Annotated in this window: 14 protein-coding genes, 2 tRNA genes and 2 pseudogenes; 9 read left to right on the top strand and 9 right to left on the bottom strand. The window is 40.2% G+C overall.

Annotated features, from left to right (window positions below; all coding sequences use genetic code 11):
* Positions 1 to 26 precede the first annotated feature (26 nt).
* On the top strand, positions 27 to 1,019 hold the full coding sequence (locus FTT84_RS06355; RefSeq protein WP_180057363.1) for an NAD(P)H-quinone oxidoreductase: 993 nt from the start codon (positions 27 to 29) through the stop codon (positions 1,017 to 1,019).
* A gap of 159 nt (positions 1,020 to 1,178) precedes the next feature.
* On the opposite strand, the gene FTT84_RS06360 is transcribed toward FTT84_RS06355, so the two are convergent.
* Both FTT84_RS06360 and FTT84_RS06365 read right to left on the bottom strand, forming a co-directional pair.
* A tRNA-Leu gene (locus FTT84_RS06360) sits at positions 1,179 to 1,264 on the bottom strand.
* 10 nt (positions 1,265 to 1,274) lie between these two features.
* Positions 1,275 to 1,348 (bottom strand) — tRNA-Cys (locus FTT84_RS06365).
* A gap of 152 nt (positions 1,349 to 1,500) precedes the next feature.
* Here FTT84_RS06365 and folD point away from each other — a divergent pair.
* Positions 1,501 to 2,349, top strand: a complete 849-nt coding sequence (gene folD / locus FTT84_RS06370; RefSeq protein ID WP_067762402.1) for a bifunctional methylenetetrahydrofolate dehydrogenase/methenyltetrahydrofolate cyclohydrolase FolD — start codon at positions 1,501 to 1,503, stop codon at positions 2,347 to 2,349.
* Positions 2,350 to 2,614: 265 nt separating this feature from the next.
* Positions 2,615 to 3,283: a methyltransferase gene (locus FTT84_RS06375; RefSeq protein ID WP_180057365.1), complete on the top strand. Its 669-nt coding sequence runs from the start codon at positions 2,615 to 2,617 to the stop codon at positions 3,281 to 3,283.
* Positions 3,284 to 3,363: 80 nt separating this feature from the next.
* On the opposite strand, the gene FTT84_RS06380 is transcribed toward FTT84_RS06375, so the two are convergent.
* From FTT84_RS06380 to FTT84_RS06390, 3 genes and pseudogenes are all read right to left on the bottom strand, one after another.
* Complete coding sequence (locus FTT84_RS06380) at positions 3,364 to 3,792, bottom strand: hypothetical protein (protein ID WP_180024130.1); 429 nt, start codon at positions 3,790 to 3,792, stop codon at positions 3,364 to 3,366.
* Positions 3,793 to 3,950: 158 nt separating this feature from the next.
* The gene (locus FTT84_RS06385) at positions 3,951 to 5,300 is read right to left on the bottom strand and encodes an MFS transporter (protein ID WP_373684995.1); all 1,350 of its coding nucleotides are present in this window, start codon (positions 5,298 to 5,300) and stop codon (positions 3,951 to 3,953) included.
* 259 nt (positions 5,301 to 5,559) lie between these two features.
* A pseudogene (locus FTT84_RS06390) lies at positions 5,560 to 6,880 on the bottom strand (MFS transporter).
* Positions 6,881 to 7,183: 303 nt separating this feature from the next.
* Between FTT84_RS06390 and glpD the strand changes: the two are divergent.
* Positions 7,184 to 8,701 carry a glycerol-3-phosphate dehydrogenase gene (glpD, locus tag FTT84_RS06395; RefSeq protein ID WP_180057369.1) on the top strand — a complete coding sequence of 506 codons (1,518 nt, stop codon included), beginning with the start codon at positions 7,184 to 7,186 and terminating at the stop codon, positions 8,699 to 8,701.
* A 636-nt stretch (positions 8,702 to 9,337) separates the two neighbouring features.
* Here glpD and FTT84_RS06400 read toward each other — a convergent pair.
* Positions 9,338 to 11,167, bottom strand: a complete 1,830-nt coding sequence (locus tag FTT84_RS06400) for a phosphoenolpyruvate carboxykinase (GTP) (protein ID WP_067762414.1) — start codon at positions 11,165 to 11,167, stop codon at positions 9,338 to 9,340.
* Positions 11,168 to 11,580: 413 nt separating this feature from the next.
* On the opposite strand from FTT84_RS06400, the gene FTT84_RS06405 reads away from it, so the two are divergent.
* The 4 genes from FTT84_RS06405 to groL all read left to right on the top strand — a co-directional run bounded on the left by FTT84_RS06405 (position 11,581) and on the right by groL (position 15,465).
* Positions 11,581 to 12,519, top strand: a complete 939-nt coding sequence (locus tag FTT84_RS06405; protein ID WP_180057371.1) for a diacylglycerol kinase family protein — start codon at positions 11,581 to 11,583, stop codon at positions 12,517 to 12,519.
* Positions 12,500 to 13,261, top strand: a complete 762-nt coding sequence (locus FTT84_RS06410) for a metallophosphoesterase (protein ID WP_180057373.1) — start codon at positions 12,500 to 12,502, stop codon at positions 13,259 to 13,261. The genes FTT84_RS06405 and FTT84_RS06410 overlap by 20 nt, the downstream gene beginning before the upstream one ends.
* Before the next feature lie 206 nt (positions 13,262 to 13,467).
* Positions 13,468 to 13,758, top strand: a complete 291-nt coding sequence (groES, locus tag FTT84_RS06415) for a co-chaperone GroES (RefSeq protein ID WP_180057375.1) — start codon at positions 13,468 to 13,470, stop codon at positions 13,756 to 13,758.
* Positions 13,759 to 13,830: 72 nt separating this feature from the next.
* Complete coding sequence (gene groL / locus FTT84_RS06420; RefSeq protein ID WP_180057377.1) at positions 13,831 to 15,465, top strand: chaperonin GroEL; 1,635 nt, start codon at positions 13,831 to 13,833, stop codon at positions 15,463 to 15,465.
* A 67-nt stretch (positions 15,466 to 15,532) separates the two neighbouring features.
* Here the strand turns inward: groL and FTT84_RS06425 are convergent, their stop codons facing one another.
* Positions 15,533 to 16,027, bottom strand: a complete 495-nt coding sequence (locus tag FTT84_RS06425) for a copper resistance protein NlpE (RefSeq protein ID WP_005096313.1) — start codon at positions 16,025 to 16,027, stop codon at positions 15,533 to 15,535.
* A gap of 228 nt (positions 16,028 to 16,255) precedes the next feature.
* Between FTT84_RS06425 and FTT84_RS06430 the strand changes: the two genes are divergently transcribed.
* Positions 16,256 to 17,410, top strand: a complete 1,155-nt coding sequence (locus FTT84_RS06430) for a LuxR C-terminal-related transcriptional regulator (protein WP_180080490.1) — start codon at positions 16,256 to 16,258, stop codon at positions 17,408 to 17,410.
* 38 nt (positions 17,411 to 17,448) lie between these two features.
* Here the strand turns inward: FTT84_RS06430 and FTT84_RS06435 are convergent, their stop codons facing one another.
* Positions 17,449 to 17,856: a hypothetical protein gene (locus tag FTT84_RS06435; protein WP_180080488.1), complete on the bottom strand. Its 408-nt coding sequence runs from the start codon at positions 17,854 to 17,856 to the stop codon at positions 17,449 to 17,451.
* Between the two features lie 28 nt (positions 17,857 to 17,884).
* Positions 17,885 to 18,063 (bottom strand): annotated as a pseudogene (locus FTT84_RS06440) (IS4 family transposase); the annotation flags it as partial.

Here is an 18,063-nt window from a genome sequence, read left to right on the forward strand (position 1 = left end):
AGTCAATAATTGAAAAAGGAAGAACAATGTCACAGGCTTTGATGCAACAAGTCATTATTACCGAACCGGGCGGCGTAGAAAAATTGGCCTATGAAAGCGTTGCTGTACCTACTGCAAAATCTGATGAAGTACTGGTAAAGGTTCATGCCTTTGGTATTAACCGTCCAGACATCTTACAGCGTCAAGGTTTATATCCAATGCCTAAAGGTGTAACACCTGTACCGGGTTTAGAAGTTGCAGGCGAGGTGGTTGCAGTCGGTGCTGATGTCACCTTATTTAAAGTGGGTGATAAAGTCTGTGGCCTAACCAATGGTGGTGGTTATGCTGAGTATTGTGTTGTACCTGAAAGCCAAACTTTGAGTATTCCTGAAGGGGTGAGCTTTACTCAAGCAGCGGCCATTCCTGAAACGTTCTTTACAGTTTGGGCAAATGTATTCCAAATGGGTAAAGCCAAAGCAGGTGAAACGGTACTTATACATGGCGGTACTAGCGGTATTGGTACTACAGCGATTATGTTGTGTAATGCTTTAGGTATGAAAACCTTTGCGACGGTAGGTTCAGATGAAAAAGTCGCTGCTATTTCAAATATCACTCATGCCATTAACTATAAAACTCAAGACTTTGAGCAAGTGATTAATGAGGCGACCGCTGAGCAAGGCGTCGATGTGATTTTAGATATCGTGGGTGCACCGTATTTAGCACAGAACTTAAATCTATTACGTCGTGATGGTCGTTTGGTTTATATCGCATTCTTAGGTGGTGCAAAAGCCAAAGAGGTGAAGTTAGGTCAAATCATGATGAAACGCTTAACCATTACCGGTTCAACCATGCGTGCACGTAATACCGAAGAAAAAGCAGAAATTGCTAAGGGTATTCAGGAAAATGTTGTGCCTTTATGGGCAAAAGGTGAATGCCTGCCAATGATCTACAAGACATTTAAGTTTGATCAAATCCAAGACGCGCATGCAGCCATGGATACAGGTGATCATGTGGGTAAGATTGTGGTCGAAGTAATTTAAATATAAATTTTTGAGAATAAAGTATTTAAGAAATACAGTTACTAAAGTAAGAAGAGAGGGCGTTGTCCCTCTTTTTTTATTGGTGTGTTAAATTTTAGGCATAAAAAAACCAGCTTATCGCTGGGTTCTTTATTTACACCATCTTCAGTAGTAGAAGAATGGTGCCCGAGGCCAGACTCGAACTGGCACGCTTTGTGGGCGGGGGATTTTAAATCCCCTGTGTCTACCGATTTCACCACTCGGGCTTAACAAGATTGGAGGCGGAGGTCGGAATCGAACCGGCGTACACGGAGTTGCAGTCCGCTGCATGACCACTCTGCCACCCCGCCATGTCTTGTTGATGCGTATATTAGCAAGCTCTGAAAAAAAAACAATAGCAGATTCATCTGTATGAGCATAAAAGCAGCATACAAGGTAAAAAATTTAAAATAATCATGTATTATGTGCAAAATTGATTCATATCATCACTTGGAGAAGTGCCGTGGCATTAGTTTTAGATGGTCGTGCATTGGCGAAGCAAATTGAAGCTGACTTGTTAACTCGCGTTGAAGCGCTAAAAGAGAAAACTGGTCGTACCCCAATTCTTGCGACTATTTTGGTAGGTGACGATGGTGCATCTGCAACTTATGTACGTATGAAAGGGAATGCTTGCCGCCGTGTTGGTATGGATTCATTAAAAGTTGAGCTTCCTAAAGAAACCACAACTGAACAATTACTTGCTGAAATTGAAAAATTAAATGCAAACCCAGATGTTCACGGTATTTTGTTACAACACCCAGTACCTGCTCAAATTGACGAACGTGCTTGCTTCGATGCAATCTCACTTGAAAAAGACGTTGATGGTGTTACTTGCTTAGGCTTCGGTCGTATGGCGATGGGTGAAGCTGCGTATGGTTCTGCAACACCAGCAGGCATCATGACCATTTTGAAAGAAAACAACATTGAAATCGCAGGTAAACACGCGGTAGTTGTGGGTCGTTCAGCAATTTTGGGTAAACCAATGTCTGCAATGTTACTTGAAGCAAATGCGACAGTGACTACTTGCCACTCACGTACTCAAAACTTGGCTGACTTTGTTAAACAAGCTGACATTATTGTAGGTGCGGTTGGTAAAGCTGAATTGATTCAAAAAGATTGGATCAAACCGGGTGCTGTAGTGGTTGATGCTGGCTTCCATCCACGTGATGGCGGCGGTGTAGGTGATATCCAATTGGTGGGGATTGAAGAAGTTGCTTCTGCTTATACTCCTGTTCCAGGTGGTGTAGGCCCAATGACCATTACAACTTTGATTCGTCAAACTGTTGAAGCTGCTGAAAAAGCGTTGGGTTAATCTTTTAATTAAAAGATCTTAAAGTCACAACGGAGTCTTACCGTTATGACTTATAAATGTAAGAAGCCCGTATGTTACTTTTTTTTCGGCAAAAGTAACCAAAACCATTTGTCATCTGCTGAACTCGACATAATCAGTCTTTTGATTAATGGTGTCGCAGAAACAGTGTTCATTCGATTGAGGCCTGTCTCGCACAGCAGCAGATGACGATGTCGCGTATCTAATACGTTTATAAATTCAAATAAAATCATCTCCAAGGCTTAATATGAGCTGTACTTTTCAATTTACTAAAGCCCCAGACCACCTAATTCAAGCCTTGCATGATGTGATTCCAAATTGTGAATTACATGCACAACAGTTACCTGAAACGCCAATTTCTCTGTGGCTAATTCCACCCGTATTTCCAACGGATAAAATGGATGACGAAGTCATTCGAAGGATTTGGAACGACACGCCGTATTGGATATTTTGCTGGGCATCTGGTTTGGCGATGGCGCAGTGGTTGTTGGCACAACCGCATCATGTCAAAGACAAAGTGGTATTAGATTTTGGTGCAGGCTCAGGCGTGGTAGCGATTGCTGCAAAAATGGCAGGGGCCAAGCGTGTAATTTGCTGTGATATCGACCAAGTCAGTTTAGATGCTTGCCGTGCGAATGCTGAGCTGAATGATGTTGAATTAGAATATTTGGATGATCTATATAAAGCCGAGCAGGTGGATATTTTGCTAGCAGCGGATGTTTTATATGATCAATGTAATCGCTTCTTTCTAGACGAATTTCTTAAGTTTGCGCCTGAAGTATGGGTGGCGGATAGTCGAGTGAAAAATTTCAGTCATCCAAAATATGAAAAACTTGATGAGCGAAGTGCAACGACATGGCCAGATTTAGATGAATCGCCAGAGTTTCGTAATGTGAGTTTTTATAAAACACTGTAATTGCAAATTTAGAAATTCAAAGTAAAAAAATAAGACGCATGCAGCGTCTTATTTTTTGTCCTAGGACAGGTCATTTTTTATTAAGAACATGTATAGCGAACGACGCGTAAAGTTGCTGGACGTGCATCTAAAGCATCACGTGCGCCTAGATTGTCTGAGTTACGTAGATCTGGGGTATTCGATAAACCAAAATTCGCACGGGTATTGCCAATTTGGCGACCGTATTGGGTGTTTTCTAAAGCTGGATTGGCAATTTCATTGACGCTAAGAATTTGTAATTTATAAGTTTTTTGTGGGCTTAATACTTTTTGGCAGGCACGTTGAAGTTTGTTGGCATCGAGTTGTTGGTTTTGGCGACCAGCTAATGTATAAGCCAAAGTTGCCGAATCCGCCGACTGTGATTCAATTTGAAAACCTGTTTGTCCATTATAAGCACGTGGTGTGCTTTGGCATGCAGCCATCGACATTGCAACAATACCCAAACTCAAAACTTTATAAATATTTTTCATATTTCATTCGCCGTGTGTATTTATAACTTCAGTATGCCATAGCTTGGACAGGGACTCGATGGCTAAAGTAATTATTGTTGAAATAGATCATTTCGATATGACATAAAAAGCCCATCAATGTGTATTGATGGGCTAGGCTTAAATCACAATAAATCGAATTAATTATCTGTAATCATGCTGTGTTTTTTAGTGTCTTTCATGAAAATGTAAGTCAGTAGTGACAGACCGATCATGAAGGTAATGTAGTAGAAGAAATAATTTTCATGGCCTGCATTTTTGAAGCTCAAAGCGACAAGTTCTGCTGTACCACCAAATAAAGTGTTAGCAATAGCATACGGCAAAGCAACCCCGAGTGCACGGATATGTGCGGGGAACAATTCAGCTTTAACTACAGCGTTAATGGCAGTATAACCAGTCACAATCACCATACCACTCATACAAAGCATAAATGCAGTTGTTGGGCTGGTTGTTGAACCAATACCGTTGAAAATTGGAATCGTGAACAATACACCCAGAACACCAAAGGCAATCATAATTGGCTTACGACCTATTTTGTCAGAAAGCGCACCAACAGCAGGTTGTAACAACATGAAGATGAAAATCGCAGCAGTGGTAATTTCAGTTGCTGTGGTTTTTTCAAAACCTGATGTATTTACAAGATATTTCTGTAAGTAAGTCGTAAAAGTGTTGAAGGCCAATGTACCACCAGCAGTCAACATAATCACAGTGAAAGCTTGTTTAGGGTATTTGGTAAATAACGCCAAGGCACCAGATTTTGGACCACCATTTTTGGCTTGTTCTTGTGCTTCTTTAGATGACTGTGTTTCTACTAAGCCACGACGAATCCAGAACACGACAATCGCGAGTAATGCCCCGATAAAGAACGGTACGCGCCAGCCCCATTCAGTCAAAGCTTGTTCTGATAGGTTGCGTTGCAAAATAATCAACACACACAGTGCAAGTAACTGACCTGAAATGAGAGTGACATATTGGAAACTTGAGAAGAAGCCACGGTGATTTTTACCTGCCATTTCGGTCAAGTAAGTTGCACTTGAACCATATTCACCACCAACACTCAAGCCTTGTAGTAGACGTGCAAGTAATAGAATTGCTGGGGCAAGCATACCAACTGAATCATAGGTTGGAGCGCAGGCAATCATTAATGAGCCGACACACATCAAAGACACAGAAACTGTTAAACCCGCTTTACGGCCTTTGCGGTCAGCATAAATACCCATCACCCATGCGCCAATTGGACGCATTAAAAAGCCTAAGGCAAATACAGCCGCAGCTTGTAAGAGTTTAACGGTGCTGTCGCCATCAGGGAAAAATTGTGGCGCAAAATAGAGGGTAAACGCTGCATAAACATACCAGTCGTACCATTCTACGAGGTTGCCGGCAGATCCACCGAGGATAGATTTGACACGAGTTTTTCTATCAAATTGCTCTGGAGCAACTTGTTCAGATGAGTTTGACACATCATTCTCCGAGGAATGAATGCAAAACATATCCATTTAAACTCTTGAGAGAAAAAGTTTAAATCAATATGTTTTGTCGAAATGGAAGATGGGAGGATATTTATTTAATTTATACTCCGATCTAAAGCTAAAATCATGCGACTTTAGTCTAAAAAAAGCGAAATAATTATGCATATAAAGATTTTTCGACTAACTGGAAAAGCTTAAAGCCCCAATAGATGGGACTTTAATTGTGTATGAAGGTGAATAATTGATCGCTATGATTAATATATCGTCAAGCTGAGGTTGGTTAGTGTTCCTTAATTTGCGAATGATGTTTGGTGTCCTTCATGGAGATATATACCAGTAATGAAATGAAAATCATGATGGTGACATAAATAAAGAACCAACTCTCATGTCCTGCTTCCTTAAAGCTCAGCGCAAAAAATTCCGCTGTACCACCAAAAATAGTATTTGCTAAAGCATAAGGTAAGGCTACACCGAGTGCACGTATGTGAGCGGGGAACATCTCGGCTTTTACTACAGCATTAATCGAGGTGTAACCCGTAACAATGACTAGACCTGCCAAACATAGCCAAAATGCAGTCCAATAATCTTGTGTTGCTCCAAGTGTTTGAAACAATATATAGGTAAACAGCACACCCAATACACCAAAGGCAATCATGAGTGGTTTTCGACCTATCTTGTCGGATAATCCACCAGCAAGTGGTTGTAAACACATAAAGATAAACAGCGCCAGTGAGGTGATTTGGGTGGCCTCAGGTTTGGTGAATCCTGAAGTATTTACCAGATATTTTTGTAGATAGGTCGTATACGTATAAAACGCTAATGTACCGCCAGCAGTTAAAAACAGTACCGTGAAAGCTTCTTTAGGATAATGCTTAAACAGTGAAAATAAGCCAGATTCAGGTTGGTCTTTCTGTGTTTGGGCGTTTTTAAAAGATTGAGTTTCCAATAATCCACGTCGAATATAAAACACTACAATCGCTAAACACGCACCAATAAAGAAAGGAATACGCCATCCCCAATCATGTAATTGTTCTTCGGTGAGGAGCCATTGCAAAATGAGTAAGACACACAGTGCGGTTAATTGACCGGCAATCAGCGTGACATATTGGAAACTGGAAAAGAAACCTCGACGATTTTTTTCCGCCATTTCACTTAAATAGGTTGCACTTGCACCATACTCACCACCAACACTTAAGCCCTGAATTAATCGTGCAACGACCAAAATGATTGGGGCAAGTATGCCGGCCTGATCATGTGTCGGTGAAACGGCTATCATTAATGAGCCAATACACATTAGGGTTACAGATAGCGTTAAACCTGATTTACGGCCTTTTTTGTCGGAGTAAATCCCCATAATCCAAGCGCCAATTGGGCGCATGAGGAAGCCGACGGCAAAGATTGCGGCAGCTTGTAATAGTTGAGCTGTTTGGCTGCCTTCAGGGAAAAAAGGCATGCGCAAAATACAGGGTAAATGCGGCATAGACATACCAATCATACCATTCAACCAAGTTACCAGCTGAACCGCCTAAAATGGATTTGACCCGTGTTTTTGTATCTAAATTTGAGTGAACTACCGTTTCATCCGTCATTCTGAAATCCATATTTTTTTTATTGTGTGGGTTTATCTTAAGCGCATAAAAAAGTATGAAATGTAAACTAAAAAAGAGGTTTTGTTTGTAAAGTGTACAATTTATCGTGCTGTCATAGTTTTTGCTTGAACTATGGGTTATGCGCTTTTAAAGCGAAGATTTTTAATTTGATTGAATGTGCTATTGAGATGTGTGGTTTATCAACCTACATTTGAAAATAGGTATATAAAAATGATGATTAAAACAAAATTAGGCTTTAAACAGAAAAAGGTCAATTTAGATCATTTTATTGGTCAATAAAACTGAGAGGTGTTTATGCAAGAACAACACCCAATTTATGACATGGTCGTCATCGGTGGTGGTATTAATGGCGTTGGAATTGCTTGTGATGCAGCTGGACGCGGCTTATCTGTACTGTTGTGTGAGAAGGATGACCTTGCGAGCCATACCTCATCGGCCAGTAGTAAGTTAATTCACGGTGGTCTGCGTTACCTCGAGCATAAAGAATTCCGTTTGGTACGAGAGGCATTGGCGGAACGGGAAGTACTACTAAGTAAAGCACCACACATTATTCGCCCAATGCGTTTCATCATGCCGCATGAACCACATTTACGTCCTGCATGGTTAATACGCACAGGCTTATTTTTCTATGATCATTTGGGTAAGCGTGAGCAACTTGCAGGTTCAAATCAAGTTGAATTTAGCTCAATCAATAGTCCTTTACATGCAGAAATCACACGCGGTTTTGAGTATTCAGATTGTGCAGTAGATGATGCAAGATTGGTGGTCCTTAATGCGATGCAAGCGAAGGAACTTGGTGCTAAGGTTTTAACCCGTACACAATGTCTGTCTGCAAAAACAGAAAATGGTGTATGGACGGTTAAGCTTGAAAATTCGCATGGTGAATCGGTTGTTCGAGCCAAAGTATTGGTGAATGCGGCAGGGCCGTGGGTCGCAGAATTTCTTCAGCAAAATTTAAAGCAAAAGTCACCTTATGGAGTCCGTTTAATACAAGGCAGCCATATTATTGTGCCTAAACTGTATGATGGTGATAAAGCCTTCATTATGCAAAATGATGATCAGCGTATTGTTTTTGCTATTCCATATTTGCAGGACTACACCTTAATCGGTACGACAGATCAGGAATTTCAGGGTGATCCGAATCATGTCGAAATTACTCAACATGAAATTAATTATCTGCTCGATGTTTCAAATGATCATTTTAAGGTTCAGCTTACACAAGACGATATTGTTGCGGGCTATTCGGGTGTGCGCCCATTATGTGATGATGAGTCAGATAATCCTTCAGCCGTGACGCGAGACTATACATTGTCTTTAACGCAGGTAGACGGTGCAGCACTTTTGCTTTCGGTATTTGGTGGAAAGTTAACGACTTATCGTAAATTGGCTGAATCTGCGATGACCTTATTAAAGCCATACTTCGAGCATATGCGCGGGGCATGGACGGCTGCTGCAAAATTACCAGGCGCAGAGCATTTGGTGTCTTTGGATATTTTAAAGCTGAATATTTTAGAGCAGATTCAAAATTTGGATGATAATACGGCGGAACGATGGACACATGCTTATGGGTCAAGGGTATGGGATTTTTTAAAGAATATTCATAATGTAGATGAGTTAGGTCAGCACTTCGGATGTGGTTTGTATGCACAGGAAGTGGATTATTTAGTTGAGCACGAGTGGGCGAGAACCAGTCAAGATATTTTAAAGCGCAGAACGAAATTGTATTTAAAATTTGAAGAAGAATCAGTTCAAGTTTTGGATAAATATTTGATAAGTTTGCGTGAGCGAAGATTAAAAAAAGAAGTGGCTTAAGGTTTGTGTTCTGACGATATGGTTTGAATAGCCTGAAACGCAAGACTGGAAAAGAGTCTTGTTATTTTTATTAACTCGGCGATTGCTTCATCCGAATATGGTGGCTCAACGGTTTCTGAATTTAACCAGTATTGTAGTTGTAAATGATTGGAATGAACGTATGAACTCAAGGCATTCCAATTCTTTTGATTGAATTGGTTGTTGGTAGAAGCGTATTGGATGGCAATTAATTCAACCATTTGTTTTGTATTTTTTATTTCCTTGCCATTTAGGTATTTGTCTATTTGATTTTTAGTTGCGACAAGCTTAATCCTAGACCTTTATCACTGCTTCGCACAGAGGTCTTAGGAGTGCAAATGCTGAGGCTTGAAGTGTTGGGAAATTTAGCAAAAGCAAAAAAATTGAATATTGATGCTGTTGTGCAATTGCAAATAAAGAGGCTGCTACTCGCGAGCGCAAGTCAGTATGAATTATTCTTAATGCTAAGTGCTCGGCTTCTTTATTTGACTCTTGAAATGCTCGTTCTAATTGCATGGTTGTTCAAATAATAAATGGTGTAGAAATAATAAAGCTTTATTTTGAAAGCATAAAAAAGACCGCATAAAGCGGTCTTTTTTTAACTTAATCTAGAAAGAATTAAGCAGATTTAACAGCAGCGATTAACTCAGCTTGACGAGTTTTAAGCGCTTCTGGAAGGCGATCACCTAATTTGTTGAACAATTCAGTGTGGCTTTCAAGCTCTTTGATCCATTGATCTTTGTCTTGAGAAGTAACAAGGTCAAATTGTTCTTTAGTGAAATCTGAACCGTTCCAGTTCAATTGTTCGAAAGTTGGTACACGGCCAATTGGAGTGTCAACAGCAGTTGCACGACCTTCACAACGATCAATGATCCACTCAAGTACACGCATGTTTTGACCGAAACCAGGCCATACAAAGTTACCTTCAGCATCACGACGGAACCAGTTCACGTTGTAGATACCAGGTAGTTTGTTACCGTGAGCAGCAGCTTTAGCAGCAACTTCTTCACCAAGTTCTAACCAGTGAGAGAAGTAGTCAGCCATGTTGTAACCCGCAAATGGAAGCATTGCGAATGGATCACGACGAACGATACCTTGTTGACCAACAGCAGCAGCAGTTGTTTCAGAGCCCATAGTTGCAGCTTTGTAAACACCGTCAACCCAGTCAAATGCTTCTGAAATTAGAGGCACTGTATCTGCACGACGACCACCGAAGATGAACGCAGAAATTGGAACACCTGCTGGATTTTCCCAATCAGCGTCAATAGAAGGGCATTGACCAGCTGAAACTGTGAAACGAGCATTTGGATGCGCCGCTTTTTCACCAGCAACGTGTGGCTGACCTTTCCAGTTTGTAAGGTTAGCAGGTGCTTCTTTAGTAAGACCTTCCCACCATACTTCGCCGTTGTCAGTTACAGCAACGTTTGTATAGATAACATCTTTAGTTAATGTAGCCATACAGTTCGGGTTGGTCTTTGTATTTGTACCAGGTGCAACACCGAAGAAACCAGCTTCTGGGTTAATCGCATATAGACGACCATCTTCACCTGGTTTGATCCAAGCAATGTCATCACCTACAGTTTCGATTTTCCAGCCTTCGTAGCCTGCTGGTGGAATCAACATAGCGAAGTTTGTTTTACCACAAGCAGAAGGGAATGCAGCTGCGATGTAGTGTTTTTCGCCTTGTGGGTTTGTCACGCCAAGGATGAGCATATGTTCAGCTAACCAGCCTTGTTGACGACCCATAGAAGAAGCAATACGTAAAGCTAGGCATTTTTTACCAAGCAATGCGTTACCGCCGTAACCAGAACCGTAAGACCAGATTTCACGAGTTTCTGGGTAATGAACGATGTATTTTTCAGGGTTGCAAGGCCATGCAACGTCTTTTTGACCTTCTTCTAGCGGAGCGCCTACAGTGTGTACACAAGGAACGTATTCACCGTCAGTACCAAGAACGTCATAAACAGCTTTACCCATACGAGCCATTTTTGACATGCTTACAGCTACGTAAGGAGAGTCGGTAAGTTCGATACCGATGTGAGCAATATGAGAACCTAAAGGCCCCATAGAGAAAGGGACAACGTACAAAGTACGACCTTTCATTGAACCGTCAAATAAACCGTTAAGGCGAGCACGCATTTCAGCTGGAGCTTCCCAGTTGTTAGTTGCGCCAGCATCTTCTTGCTTTTCTGAACAAATAAAAGTACGACCTTCAACACGAGCAACGTCAGAAGGATCAGAATTAGCAAGGTAAGAACCAGGGTGTTTTTCTTGGTTAAGTTCTTGCATAGTGCCGTTAGCGATCATCAAGTCGATATAACGTTGATATTCTTCTGCGCTACCGTCACACCATTCGATTTTTGCTGGTTTGGTTAATTTGGCAATTTCTTCCACCCAAGCAATAAGCTTAGGGTGACGAACGAATTCTGGTGCGTTCACTTGGGTCATGGTGAGGCCTATCTCAAAAATGTACTAACCGTACAAAGTCTAATCTGCATCATGGGGTACATCATGCAGATAAAATATGAAAAAAAAGTCGCTGTATTAAAGCATAAAATCATAAAAAAAATAAGACTAAAGAAGTGGTAGATTTTATTTGGTAGTTAATGCTATTTAGTAATAAAATTAAATAAAAACAAATGGTTAATAATTTTATTGTGTTTATTTTGTTCTATTTAGAAAAATAATGAACAATATTTTATATAATTATATTTATTAAAAACAATAGCTTGAAATAATTCCTTACATGAGAATTATTATTGATTAAATAAATGGTGGTAATTCGAATTTTACATAAAGGTGCTTTTAATTGTTTGTTAATTCGACAAAATATAAATCAAACGGGTAGAAATGTATAAAAAATGTCTCTTCAAACGAAGCCATTATCTATTATTTACAATAAAAACTCTGGTTTTCATGCTGCAAATAAAGAAGCAGTTTATGAAGAACTGGTTCAAGTCTTGTCCAGTCATGGTTATGAAATTCAATCGTTTGAACTGGGGCAGGATGTCAGTTTTGATGCCTTAATGGATAAGGTGCTTGCACGCCATCAGCAACAGCAAGAGGTTGGTGTGGTGGTTGCAGCAGGCGGTGACGGGACTTTAAATGCCGTCGCGCAGCGTCTAATGCATACCAATATTCCAATGGGTATTTTACCTTTAGGTACCTTCAATTATGTTGCGCGTGTGCTCAATATTCCATTGGATTTAATCCAAGCGGCAAACATAATAGCAACGGGTCAAAACAGGGAAGTGCATGTTGCGCAGTTAAATGATCATATTTATTTAAATAACGCTAGCTTAGGCCTGTATCCGCTATTCATACAAAAGCGTGAATTTTACAATCAAAAATTTGGGCGCTTTCCTTTACACGCCTATACCTCAGGGCTTGATGTTCTCATTCGTGATCGTAAAGAATTGAAGCTTGAAATTGAAGTAGATCATCATATCTATCCAGTCAAAACACCGTTGATTTTCTTTGGTAATAATCAATTGCAACTTGCGGATTTAAACTTAAAAATTGCCAAAGATGCTGCACAAGGAAAGGTCGCCGGTGTGGTGGTTGCAAAAAGTGATAAACGCACCTTATTCAAACTGCTGTGGCAGTTGATGCGTGGAAATATTGAAAAAGCACCAGATGTTTATAGTTTTGCAGCGGAGCAAGTCACGATCCACACCAAACGCAATAAAATAACAGTCGCTATCGATGGTGAAATTGTCGAAATGAAACCACCATTACAGATTTCTGTGAAAAAAAATGCCTTAAATATACGAGTTCCACATGATCCTGCATCTGTCTGATCTGCATTTTGGAACTGAAAAGCCTGAATGTATGTGGGCGATACAACAGTTTTGCCAGCAACATCAGATTGAGGCTGTTGTGGCGAGTGGTGATTTAACTCAGCGCGCACGGTATGCGCAGTTTTTTGCCTGTAAGCAATTTTTAGAAAGCTTGAAACGACCTTATATCGTGGTTCCGGGCAACCACGATATACCTCTTTATCATTTATGGAATCGGGTATTTAGTCCATTTACTCGGTATAAACTGTTCTTTGATAATTTAGAAAATGTGCTGGAAACGGAGCACTTTTATTTGGTGGGAGTGAATAGTATTCGCCGGCGTTACCACACACGGGGACATATTTCTTTAGACCAAATACAACGTGTGGATGAGCAGTTAAAAGCTGCGCCAAAAAATAAGTTGAAATTGGTGATTGCCCATCAACCTTTTTATACACCTCCCAATGATCCACATGGTGTTAAAGATTGTCCTGTACAAGGCCGATTGGCACTCGAGCAGTGGAGTAAACATGGTTTAAACGGGCTGTTACATGGACATTTACATGTGCCAGCAGCTTACGATTTAAATCAAATCTATCAATTAGGTGCTGCACATCCAGTTTGGGATATTCATGCAGGAACAGCGACGTCGTATCGTTTGCATGACAATCTTCCCAATAGTTTTAATGTCATTGATCATCATATGGATGTACGGCATTATTTCTTTAATGCTCTATCTCAGCAGTTTGAACAGAAGCCTTGATTTTAAGAATTGTTGATCATTGCGATATACAAAAGAGTAATTAGTCGAAAAAAAGTACAAAAAGATTAAAAAAATTAAATTTTACCCTTGAAGCGTTTTTTTCCATCCCCACAAAAGTGTCATCTGAATTAATTTTTGGCGATGGCTTACGGAAATCAAAATGTCATCGTCATTCATCTATAAATAGACTTAGTCTGGAGTTAACTATGAGCAATATTCGTCCTCTACACGATAACGTTGTAATTCGCCGTGTTGAAAAGGAAACTAAAACTGCTGGTGGTCTTATTTTAAGTACTTCAGCAGCTGAACAACCTGCTCAAGGCGAAGTGATCGCTGTAGGTAATGGTAAAGTAACTGACAATGGCGTTCGTGTATTAGACGTTAAAGTTGGCGACAATGTATTGTTTGGTACTTATGCAGGTACAAAAGTAAAAGTAGAAGGCGAAGAGCTTCTTATTATGAAAGAGTCTGACATCTTAGCGGTACTTGAAGCTTAAGCTTCATACACGCATTTAGACCCTTTTATAAAGTATAAATTGTTAAAAATTTAAAAAGATTCGGAGTTAGATATGTCAGCTAAAGACGTAAAATTTGGTGATTCAGCGCGTTCAAAAATGATTGCAGGTGTTAATGTACTTGCAGACGCAGTAAAAGTAACTTTAGGTCCTAAAGGTCGTAATGTTGTAATCGACCGTTCTTTCGGTGCACCACACATCACTAAAGATGGTGTAACTGTTGCAAAAGAAATTGCGCTTAAAGACAAATTTGAAAACATGGGCGCGCAATTGGTTCGTGAAGTTTCTTCAAAAACCAATGACATCGCAGGTGACGGTACAACAACTGCAACTGTACTTGCACAAGCAATCTTAAATGAAGGTATCAAATCAGTGACTGCGGGTATGAACCCAATGGACTTGAAACGTGGTATCGACATCGCTGTACGTGCTGTAGTTGAAAACATCAAAGCAACGGCTAAACCAGCTTCTGATACCAAAGCAATTGAACAAGTTGGTTCGATTTCTGCAAACTCTGACACTACTGTTGGTAAACTTATTGCGCAAGCAATGGAAAAAGTAGGTAAAGAAGGCGTTATTACTGTAGAAGAAGGTTCAGGCTTTGAAGATGCTTTGGACGTTGTTGAAGGTATGCAGTTTGACCGTGGTTACATCAGCCCGTACTTTGCAAACAAACAAGACACGCTAACTGCTGAACTTGAAAATCCGTTCATTCTTCTTGTTGATAAAAAAATCAGCAACATCCGTGAATTGATTGCTGTACTTGAAGCTGTTGCTAAAACAGGTAAACCGCTTCTTATCATCGCTGAAGATGTTGAAGGCGAAGCGCTTGCAACTCTTGTTGTAAACAACATGCGCGGCATTATTAAAGTATGTGCGGTTAAAGCCCCTGGTTTTGGCGATCGTCGTAAAGCAATGCTTCAAGACATCGCGATCTTAACTGGCGCAACTGTTATTTCTGAAGAAGTAGGTATGTCTTTAGAAACTGCATCTCTTCAAGATTTAGGTACAGCGCACAAAGTAACTGTTTCTAAAGAAAATACAGTGATTGTTGATGGTGCTGGTAATGCAGATCAAATTGCTGAGCGCGTAACTCAAATTCGTGCGCAAATTGAAGAATCTACTTCAGAATACGACAAAGAAAAACTTCAAGAACGCGTAGCTAAATTGGCTGGCGGTGTTGCAGTGATCAAAATCGGTGCTGCAACTGAAGTTGAAATGAAAGAGAAGAAAGACCGTGTTGACGACGCGCTTCACGCAACTCGCGCTGCGGTTGAAGAAGGTGTTGTAGCAGGTGGTGGTGTTGCACTTGTACGCGCTGCATCTGCACTTGAAGGTGTTGTTGGTAGCAACGATGACCAAAACGTAGGTATCAACATTTTACGTCGCGCAATCGAAGCACCGCTTCGTCAAATTGTTGCGAACGCAGGTGATGAGCCTTCTGTTGTAATTAACGCAGTTAAAAACGGTGAAGGTAACTACGGTTACAATGCTGCAACTGGTGAATACGGCGATATGCTTGAAATGGGTATCCTTGATCCAGCGAAAGTAACACGTTCAGCACTTGAACATGCTGCTTCTGTTGCTGCTTTAATGCTTACAACTGAATGTATGATCACTGATATTCCAGAAGACAAACCGGCTGCTCCAGACATGGGTGGTATGGGCGGAATGGGCGGCATGATGTAATTCATGTTGATCATCCAATCTTAAAAAAATCCCCGCAATAGCGGGGATTTTTTTATTCTTTACAAAATTATGATGAAGACTTTTTAACTAATTTATAATTTAAATTACTCTCAATTTTTTTACCTGATTCAACATCACGTGCTTCGATAAAATTTTCGCCAACAAAGAATTTACGGTTTTCAGCTTTGTTATCTAATGTGATGAGTGACGGATCCTGAGGATCAAAACTAAAACTGCCTTTGAGTTCAAATTCATTATTATTAGCTTTCCCTAAATATTCTTCACTCAGTTCATAAGTCTTATCTGAATTAAGCTGTAACTCGACTTTAATGCCTTCACAGTCGGCACAAGGAAATACACCTTCATATTCACCTGCCCAATCTAATGAGGTCTCTGCGCTATCAGCCCGAGTCAGATTGGTACCGGGGTTATTTTGCTCCGTCATCGCTGGGCTGGATGGTGCATTATGATTCATTGGCTCATTGTCATTCTGTTTTGAACATGCTGTCAACGTTGATGAAATAGCGACTGCCATCGCAGCGGTGAATATAAACTTCTTCATTGTTTTGATCCTATGGATTTATTTGTTAGCTAATTACATTAAAAGTAGTCAGTACAGATAAATAGGGCAATCTTGTTAAAGTTTGATTCATTAGGTGAATCAGGCCAGAGTTATTGATAAGTGAGCAGGACTTAAGAATTTTTAGTCAAGTTTAAAGTCACTTTATGCTGTTTCGTTAACTAATTCTGAACGCTATGATTAGAAAATAATGATAATGCGGAGGGGATAATGAAATTAGAACAAGAAAATAATCTGATTGCAAAAATTTATGATGCTGCTGTATTGCCATCTCTGTGGCTGGACGTGATCAAAGATATCGTGAGCTATACTAAAAGTAAGAGTGCAATTTTTACCGGTCTGGATCAGCTTAATCCAGGCTATGATTTTGTCTATACGCACAATATCCCGAATGAAAGTCTGGCCGCTTATCAAGATGAGCGTGTCAGAGTGATTGATATGAAACTGCATATGCCCTTATGGAATGCGATCGAGATGGGCGATGCACTGAGTCATAACTGTCAGCACTATGCAGAACAGCCGGGTACGGATCACTATGTTTTCTATGAGAAGTGTTTAAAGCCTGGCGGTGTATCTTATCTGGCAGGGGTATTGCTGGATCGGGGAAATTATCGTTGGGCGGTACTGGGTATTCATCGTGCGCCTGAGGTGCAGCCTTTTGAACAGGCAGAGCTGGATTTTCTCCGACGCATCAGTATTCATTTACGCCGGGCTTTGCAAATTCACCGGCAAATCAACTTGATTCAACAAGATAATTTAAGCTTGTATACGGTATTGGATAGTTTAAAAACTGGGATTGTACTGCTCGATCAAAACCTGTGTTTAAGTTATTCCAATCCTGTTGCGCAAAAGATGCTTGATCAAAGTTCATGTCTGGATCTGGATATACATAACCGTCTAAAAACCAATTATGGTCAGCAGATACGTTTTGATCAGCTATTAGAAAGTGCTTTGCTGGAAGATACGACCATTCAAACTGAAGTGGGTGGAGTCCTGGCGTTGAGTGATGGGGCAGGCTCGCAATTCATGCTGACGGTAGTGCCCTTTAAGAAATTAAGAAATATGCAACATTTACAGTCTGCTCAGCATCAGATTGCATTATTTATGACAGATAAAAACCAGCATTATTCCCTGTCAAGAGCTTACCTACAACAGTGTTACCAGCTTTCCAAACGAGAGTTTGATTTATGCGAGTTGTTAATTAATGGTTATAAAATAGAAGATATTGCAGAACAGTGTGGCATTACGTTGAGTTCGGTACGGACGTATTTTAAAAATATTTATGAAAAAACCCAATGTTGTTCGCAAATCGAACTGATGCATTTATTGATGGGCTGTACCATTCATTTTGAGCATATTAAATAAAATGCCCCAATCTTATGATTGGAGCATTTTAATTTGGTTTAGTTTAGTCGAGAGAGTGTAAAAGTACCTTCGCCACTTACAGTAAATGTTAGTGTATTGGTACCAATAGTGCCTGATAAACCTAAATGTGCATTGGTATCAGAGAGGCCTGCACAACCATTTGTATCGATAGCGATAGCATTAACAAATAATTTACCATTTTGAAGCTGGTAGGTACCATATTCGATACCTGGTCCACCACAAGGTGTTTCCCCAGCTTCAACTTGATCATCTCCTACAGCATCAATTAGGGTATAGGTATTATCCGTTTTGAAAACAAATAATTGTTTACCTGAGCTTGAACTCCACGCACCTATAATTCCTGAGTTATGACGAGGAAATTTAGTAAAAGTTGCACTTTCATTTGGATTTTGGGCTTCTGAAATTTTTAATTCAGTGCCATTCATTGATATTTTCCTCTGTACACGACAAATTTCACAGAACCCTTATCCTATCAGGCTTCTGCCTTCTTAAAATTGCCAAAATCTCCTTAAACTCTTCTTTTTTCCCAAAACCAATTAAACGCTGAATCGCCATTTGAACATAGTCTAAACCATAGCGAAATAAACTCATTGAGAGTCGTCCATGCTTCTTTATTTTTATCGCTTTTTTTT

The sequence above is a fragment of the Acinetobacter sp. YH01019 genome, assembly GCF_013420285.1.
In the GTDB taxonomy this organism is placed as follows: domain Bacteria; phylum Pseudomonadota; class Gammaproteobacteria; order Pseudomonadales; family Moraxellaceae; genus Acinetobacter; species Acinetobacter gandensis.